The 6,152-nt window shown below is 42.2% G+C and carries 2 protein-coding genes and 2 rRNA genes; 3 read left to right on the top strand and 1 reads right to left on the bottom strand.

Annotated elements, in window-relative coordinates; all coding sequences use genetic code 11:
• The first annotated feature begins 210 nt into the window (after window positions 1-210).
• A 23S ribosomal RNA gene (locus tag ACLRVU_RS03760) occupies window positions 211-3,118 on the top strand.
• 51 nt (window positions 3,119-3,169) lie between these two features.
• Window positions 3,170-3,278, top strand: a 5S ribosomal RNA gene (rrf, locus tag ACLRVU_RS03755).
• A gap of 239 nt (window positions 3,279-3,517) precedes the next feature.
• On the opposite strand, the gene ptsP is transcribed toward rrf, so the two are convergent.
• Window positions 3,518-5,224, bottom strand: a complete 1,707-nt coding sequence (gene ptsP, locus ACLRVU_RS03750) for a phosphoenolpyruvate--protein phosphotransferase (RefSeq protein ID WP_412890761.1) — start codon at window positions 5,222-5,224, stop codon at window positions 3,518-3,520.
• A 154-nt stretch (window positions 5,225-5,378) separates the two neighbouring features.
• Between ptsP and nagB the strand changes: the two genes are divergently transcribed.
• Complete coding sequence (nagB, locus tag ACLRVU_RS03745) at window positions 5,379-6,110, top strand: glucosamine-6-phosphate deaminase (RefSeq protein WP_147549261.1); 732 nt, start codon at window positions 5,379-5,381, stop codon at window positions 6,108-6,110.
• The last annotated feature ends 42 nt before the right edge of the window (window positions 6,111-6,152 follow it).

Below are 6,152 nucleotides of genomic sequence, written 5' to 3'. Positions count from 1 at the left end.
TAACAAGGTATCCCTACGGGAACGTGGGGATGGATCACCTCCTTTCTAAGGAGAAGCAGGTTCTGTTCAGTTTTGAGTGGAGACACTCAGAGAAAAGAGATCATTGAAAACTGGATAATAAGATGAAAAAGATATATTAGAAAGATCAGGAAAAAAAGGATCTTTCCTAATAGTCGAAAAAACTAAGAAAAAGTAACAAAAGCAAATCTAGGATAAGAAAAGAAGAGCGTATGGAGGATGCCTAGGCACAATGAGGCGAAGAAGGACGCAGCAAACGGCGAAACGCAGCGGCGAGTGGTAAGCACACGCAAGAGCCGCTGATATCCGAATGGGGGAACCCACTATTTAAGAGATAGTATCCATGCATGAATAGATAGTGCATAGGAGGCAAGACGCAGGGAACTGAAACATCTAAGTACCTGTAGGAGAAGAAAATAAGAATGATTTCCTGAGTAGTGGCGAGCGAAAGGGAAGAAGCCCAAACCAAGAGCTATCTTGGGGTTATAGGACAGTCAAAGAAGGCAAGAAACTTTACAGAAGAAATACATGGGAAGGTATGCGAGACAGGGTGAGAGCCCCGTATTCGAAGTAGAGGTAAGCCGAGACTGATCCTGAGTACGGCGGGACACGAGAAATCCTGTCGGAAGGATCGAGGACCATCTCGAAAGGCTAAATACTCCATTGTGACCGATAGTGAACCAGTACCGTGAGGGAAAGGTGAAAAGAACCCCGGGAGGGGAGTGAAAGAGAACCTGAAACCATATGCTTACAAGAAGTCAGAGCCCGTTAAGGGGTGATGGCGTGCCTTTTGTAGAATGAACCGGCGAGTTATGATAGTCAGCGAGGTTAAGCAGGAGATGCGGAGCCGAAGCGAAAGCGAGTCTGAAAAGGGCGAGTAGTTGGATGTCATAGACCCGAAACCGAGTGATCTAGCCATGACCAGGTTGAAGTTGGGGTAAAACCCGATGGAGGACCGAACCGACCCCCGTTGAAACGTTGGCGGATGAGTTGTGGCTAGGGGTGAAATTCCAAACGAACTCGGAGATAGCTGGTTCTCCCCGAAATAGCTTTAGGGCTAGCGTCAGGGTAAAGTAGCGTGAAGGTAGAGCACTGAATATGTGATGGCCCCATCCCGGGGTACTGAACATAATCAAACTCCGAATGTCACGAAAACATACCTGGCAGTCAGACAGTGGGTGATAAGGTCCATTGTCAAAAGGGAAACAGCCCAGACCATCAGCTAAGGTCCCAAAATAATTGCTAAGTGGAAAAGGAAGTGGAGATGTCCAGACAACTAGGAGGTTGGCTCAGAAGCAGCCACCCTTTAAAGAGTGCGTAACAGCTCACTAGTCGAATGACTCTGCGCCGAAAATTTACCGGGGCTAAGCAATATACCGAAGCTATGGATTTACATTTAAGATGTGAGTGGTAGGGGAGCGTTCTATCATCGGAGAAGCATGATCGTAAGGACATGTGGAGAGGATAGAAGAGAGAATGCCGGTGTGAGTAGCGGAACGTGGGTGAGAATCCCACGCACCGAAAACCCAAGGTTTCCAGAGGAAGGTTCGTCCGCTCTGGGTAAGTCGGGACCTAAGGCGAGGCCGAAAGGCGTAGTCGATGGACAACAGGTGGAGATTCCTGTACCTAATAAAGAGTGATGGAGTGACGGAGAAGGCTAGACAGGTCCGGCGGATGGAAGAGCCGGAGCAAGCGAGATATCTGGTATGAAGAAAAATGCGCATACCGAAAAGGAGAAGGCGTGAAGCGTATGGAAAGGGGGAACCCAAGTACAGAAGCTGTCGAAGCAAGCTTCCAAGAAAAGCTTCTAACAACATTTTTATTAGCCCGTACCGATAATGGACACACATGGGTGAGGAGAGAATCCTAAGGTGAGCGAGAGAACTATGGCCAAGGAACTCTGCAAAATGACTCCGTAACTTCGGGAGAAGGAGTGCTTATGAAAATAAGCCGCAGTAAAACGGCCCAAGCGACTGTTTATCAAAAACACAGCTCTATGCGAAGCCGCAAGGCGAAGTATATGGGGTGACGCCTGCCCGGTGCTGGAAGGTTAAGAGGAGTTGTTATTCCGAAAGGGAGAAGCAATGAATTGAAGCCCCAGTAAACGGCGGCCGTAACTATAACGGTCCTAAGGTAGCGAAATTCCTTGTCAGGTAAGTTCTGACCCGCACGAAAGGCGTAACGATTTGGGCGCTGTCTCGGCAGCAGACTCGGTGAAATCTTAGTACCTGTGAAAATGCAGGTTACCCGCAACTAGACGGAAAGACCCCATGGAGCTTTACTGTAGCCTGATATTGAATTTTGATCAAAGATGTACAGGATAGGTGGGAGGCGAAGAGACGTGTACGCCAGTATACGAGGAGCCGCTGTTGGGATACCACTCTTGTTTGATTGAAGTTCTAACCTGCACCCATGAACTGGGTGAGGGACCGTGTCAGGTGGGCAGTTTGACTGGGGCGGTCGCCTCCTAAAGAGTAACGGAGGCGCCCAAAGGTACGCTCAGATTGGATGGAAATCAATCGACGAGTGCAAATGCAGAAGCGTGCTTGACTGTGAGACAAACAAGTCGAACAGGGACGAAAGTCGGGATTAGTGATCCGGCGGTGCCGAATGGAAGGGCCGTCGCTCAACGGATAAAAGCTACCCTGGGGATAACAGGCTGATCTCGCCCAAGAGTTCACATCGACGGCGAGGTTTGGCACCTCGATGTCGGCTCATCGCATCCTGGAGCTGAATTCGGTTCCAAGGGTTGGGCTGTCCGCCCATTAAAGCGGTACGCGAGCTGGGTTCAGAACGTCGTGAGACAGTTCGGTCCCTATCTGTCGTGGGCGCAGGAAGTTTGAGAGGATCTGTCCTTAGTACGAGAGGACCGGGATGGACACACCAATGGTGGACCAGTTGTCACGCCAGTGGCACAGCTGGGTAGCTAAGTGTGGCAGGAATAAACGCTGAAGGCATCTAAGCGTGAAATCCCCTTCAAGATGAGACTTCCGGACGCAAGTTGGAAGACCCCTTAAAGACGATAAGGTAGATAGGTCAGGAGTGGAAGTATAGTGATATATGGAGCGGACTGATACTAATAGGTCGAGAACTTAACCTAGAAGAAGAAACTTATTATCCAGTTTTGAGTGAGAGCTCAGAGAGAAAAGAATCCGGTGATGATGGGGATATGGACACACCTGTAACCATCTCGAACACAGAAGTTAAGCATATCAACGGCGAAGATAGTGAGGGATCGCGAAAATAGCAGATTGCCGGGTAAGAGAAGAGAGGAGGGTTTCCTCCTTTTTTTGTGTTGAAGTATAAAGAAAGGGAGATGTAGTCATAGGAAAAACTAAATATAAGATAAGAATAGGATCTATATGTGCTACTTGCCTGTATAGAGAACGTGGGACATAGGAAATAAATGAATAGAGATTCCTATATACTTAATTAAGGTATATAAAGGAAAAAGAGCATAAAAAAACATAACCTCAACTGTGGTTATGTTTTCGTTTTATTAAAGTTCAGTAGCACCTTTTACTAATTCTACAACTTCTTCCATTGTTCCTTTTTGAAGTGCTTCATTAGCTAATTTTTCCATTTCAACTTTAGAAAGGCTTCTGATTAATTTTCTTTGTCCAAGTACAGATGTAGCAGACATTGAGAATTCATCAAGTCCTAATCCTAATAATAAAGGAGCGGCCATAGCTTCACCAGCCATTTCACCACACATACCAACCCATTTTCCTTCTTTGTGAGCGGCATCAATTACATTTTTAACTAAACGTAAGATTGATGGATTAAATGGTTGATATAAATAAGAGATTGAAGATGACATTCTGTCAGCAGCGAAAGTATATTGGATCAAGTCATTTGTTCCGATTGAGAAGAAATCAACTTCTTTAGCGAACTGATCAGCTAATACTGCAGCAGCAGGAATTTCAATCATGATACCTACTTGGATATTAGGTGAAATAGCAACACCTTCGTTTGTTAATTTTTCTTTTTCTTCTAATAATAAAGCTTTAGCTTGTCTGAATTCTTGCAGAGTAGCAATCATTGGGAACATGATTCTTAAATCTCCATAAACTGAAGCTCTCAGTAAGGCTCTTAATTGAGTTCTGAAGATATCTTCTCTTTGGAAGCATAGACGAATTGCACGAACACCTAAGAATGGATTCATTTCTTTTGGTAAGTCGATAGCAGCAATTTCTTTATCTCCACCAATATCTAATGTTCTTACAACAACAGGACCATTGATTCCTTCAAGAACAGCTTTGTAAGCATTGAATTGTTCTTCTTCAGTAGGAAGTTCAGCTGATTCCATGTATAAGAATTCGGTTCTGTAAAGTCCAACACCTTCTCCGCCGTTTTCCAAAACACCTTCAATATCTTTTGGTGAACCAATGTTTGCCACTAATTCAACATGATGTCCATCAGTAGTCACTGTTTTTTCATCTTTTAATTTCTTTAACTCTTCACGATAAGCAACATAGTCATCACGTTTCTTTTCATAAGTAGCGATCTCATCATCATTAGGGTTAATGATCACTAAACCTTCACTACCATCCAAGATAATCATATCGTTGTCATTAACTTCAGAAGTAATCGTCTTACAAGCAACAACAGCTGGGATTTCTAAACTTCTTGCCATGATTGCTGAGTGAGAAGTTCTACCTCCGATGTTTGTAGCAAATCCTCTAACTAGATTTTTATTTAATTGAGCTGTATCAGATGGAGTCAAGTCGTCTGCGATAATAACAACTTCTTCATCGATCAAAGCAGGGTTAGGTAACTGTTTACCTAATAAAGCGGCTAATAAACGACGAGAAACGTCTTTAATGTCAGCAGCTCTTTCTCTGAAATAATCATCATCCATTGATTCAAACATAGCGATAAACGTATTAGCTACTTCATCAAGAGCAGCGGCAGCGTTGATCTTTTCGTTTTTGATCTTGTCTTCAACTTGAGATTTCATTTCTGGATCACTCAATACTAATGCATGAGCATCAAATACTGCCGCTTCCTCTGCAGATAAGTTTTTAGAAGCAGCTTCTTTGATCATTTCTAAATCCTTTGCTGTTTTAGCCATTGCTTCTTCATAGCAAGCAATTTCTTTTTCCACATCTTCAATTGTTGTTTTTGTAACTGTTAAGTCTGGCATTACTAGTTTATAAGCTTTTGCGATTGCAATTCCACTAGATGCAGCTATACCTTTTATCATGTGTAAAACACCTCCATATATGTTACTATTGTACCTTAAAATGGCTAAAAAATAAAGAGATTATGTGTATTTATTTAAACGTTTACATTTTTTTAACTAGCACTTGAAATTTTCTGTAAAAATGTTATCCTTTTTATGTGATAGGAGGGATTGTATGAAAGTAATTAAAGTAAAAGATTACGAGGAAGCATCACAAAAAGCGTTTGAAATTTTTAGAGATCAGGTTAAAGAAAAACCGGATTCAATTTTAGGATTGGCAACAGGATCTACACCGATCAGAATGTATGAATTATTAGCAGAAGATCATAAGGTGAACGGGACATCTTATAAAAATGTTCATACGTTTAACTTAGATGAATATTATGGGTTGGCACCAACTCATCCACAAAGTTATTATTATTTCATGACTGAACATTTGTTTAAATTCTTGGATATTGATTTAAATAATGTTAATGTACCAAAAGGAAATCAAGATATTCAGGCAGAATGTGACCGTTATAATGCCATGTTGGCAGAAAATCAAATTGATCTTCAATTATTGGGGATCGGTTCTAACGGGCATATTGGGTTCAATGAACCTGGGACATCATTTGACTCAGTGACACACTATATTGAATTAGATGAATCTACTCGTAAAGATAATGCGCGTTTATTCTTTGATGGTATCTTAGAAGATGTGCCGACACATGCTGTGACAATGGGAATTAAAAATATTATGGAAGCTAAACGTGTTGTTTTAATCGCTTGTGGTGATAATAAGGCAACTGCTATTAAAGGATTGGTGGAAGATGAACCAACAACTTCTTTACCAGCTTCAATCTTGAGCACACATCCTGATTTTACATTAATCATTGATGAAGGTGCTGCAAGTAAATTAGATAAATAAGAAGAATCGCAAGATTCTTTTTTTATTTATACAAACAAAAAA

The organism is Beduini sp., from assembly GCF_047239305.1.
Lineage (GTDB): Bacteria > Bacillota_I > Bacilli_A > Erysipelotrichales > Coprobacillaceae > Beduini.
This window is presented reverse-complemented; position numbering and strand designations above follow the sequence as displayed.